This window comes from Salipiger sp. HF18 (genome assembly GCF_011806505.1).
In the GTDB taxonomy this organism is placed as follows: domain Bacteria; phylum Pseudomonadota; class Alphaproteobacteria; order Rhodobacterales; family Rhodobacteraceae; genus Salipiger; species Salipiger thiooxidans.
The window spans coordinates 1-1,375 of the sequence record NZ_JAATOS010000753.1 but is presented as its reverse complement, the minus strand read 5'-3'; the positions used below and the strand labels follow the sequence as shown (position 1 = coordinate 1,375).

Here is a 1,375-nt window from a genome sequence, read left to right as displayed (position 1 = left end):
TCTTCATGTCTACAACGCCGGTTTCCTGCGCCAGCCCCGGCTGCGACGCATCCTTGCGCTGGCGGGCTGGCGCGTGACGCTGGGCCTGCCGGGGCCCGAGGCGTTCGTCGGCGTCTGGGGCCAGTCGCCCTATGCCGCGCGCGGCGAGGCGGTGGCCGTCCGGCGCGGCGTGCCGCTGGTGCGGATCGAGGACGCCTTCCTGCGCTCGCTGCATCCGGGCCGTGACGGCGAGCCGCCGCTCGGGCTGCTCATCGACCGGCGCGGCGTGCATTTCGACGGGCGCACCCCCTCGGATCTCGAGCATCTGCTGGCGACCGAACCGCTCGACGACCACGCCCTGCTGGAGCGCGCCCGTGCTGCCATGGCCCGGATGCGCGCGGCGCAGCTGTCGAAATACTCCGCCACCGATCCCGCCGTCCCCGCGCCCGAACCCGGCTACGTACTGGTGGTCGACCAGACCCTCGGCGATGCCTCGGTGCGCGCCTCGGGCGCCGACCGCAACCGCTTCCTCGAGATGCTCTATTGGGCGCAGGAAGAGCACCCCGGCAAGCGCATCCTCCTGCGCACCCACCCCGAAACCCGCGCCGGCCACCGCCCCGGCCATTTCACCGCCGATGACGCGCAGGGGCGCATCACGCTCTGCACCGATCCGGTCCCGCCGCAGGCGCTGCTGGAAGGCGCCGTCGCCGTCTACACGGTGTCGTCGCAGATGGGGTTCGAGGCCATTCTCGCCGGCCACCGTCCCCGGGTCTTCGGCCAGCCGTTCTATGCGGGCTGGGGCCTGACCGAGGACGAGACGCCCGTCGCCCGCCGCCAGCGCCGCCTGACGCGCGCCCAGCTCTTCGCCGCGGCGATGATCCTCTACCCCACGTGGTACGACCCCTACCGCGACCGGCTCTGCGAGCTCGAGGACGTGCTCGCGACACTCGAGGCGCAGGCGCGGGCGTGGCGAGAGGATCGCAAGGGCTGGGTGGCCGAGGGCATGCGGCTCTGGAAGCGCAAGCCGCTGCAGGGGTTCTTCGGGCGCGAGACACCCGTGGTCTTCGCCGCCGACCCGCAGGCCGCCCGGGCACAGGCAAAGGACGGGCGCCGCCGCATGGTCTGGGCCAACAGGGCCAAGGACGACGAGGCGGTGCGGGTCGAGGACGGGTTCCTGCGCTCGCGCGGGCTTGGCGCGAGCCTCGTGCCGCCGCTGTCGCTGGTGGCCGACGATCTCGGCATCTACTACGACCCGACCCGGCCGTCTCGGCTTGAGCGGCTCATCGCCGAAAGCCACGCCCTGCGCCCCGACGAGGCCCTGCGCGCCAGCCGCCTCATCGCGCGGCTCGTGGGCGGCGGGCTCACCAAGTACAACCTCGCGGGCGCGGTCCCGGCA

The 1,375-nt window shown here is 73.4% G+C and carries 1 protein-coding gene; it reads left to right on the top strand.

Translation table 11 applies throughout. From position 1 onward, the window contains the following. Positions 1-1,375, top strand: a 1,375-nt coding sequence (locus HC022_RS26600; protein WP_254885281.1) for a capsular polysaccharide biosynthesis protein, incomplete at both ends; no start/stop codon positions are given.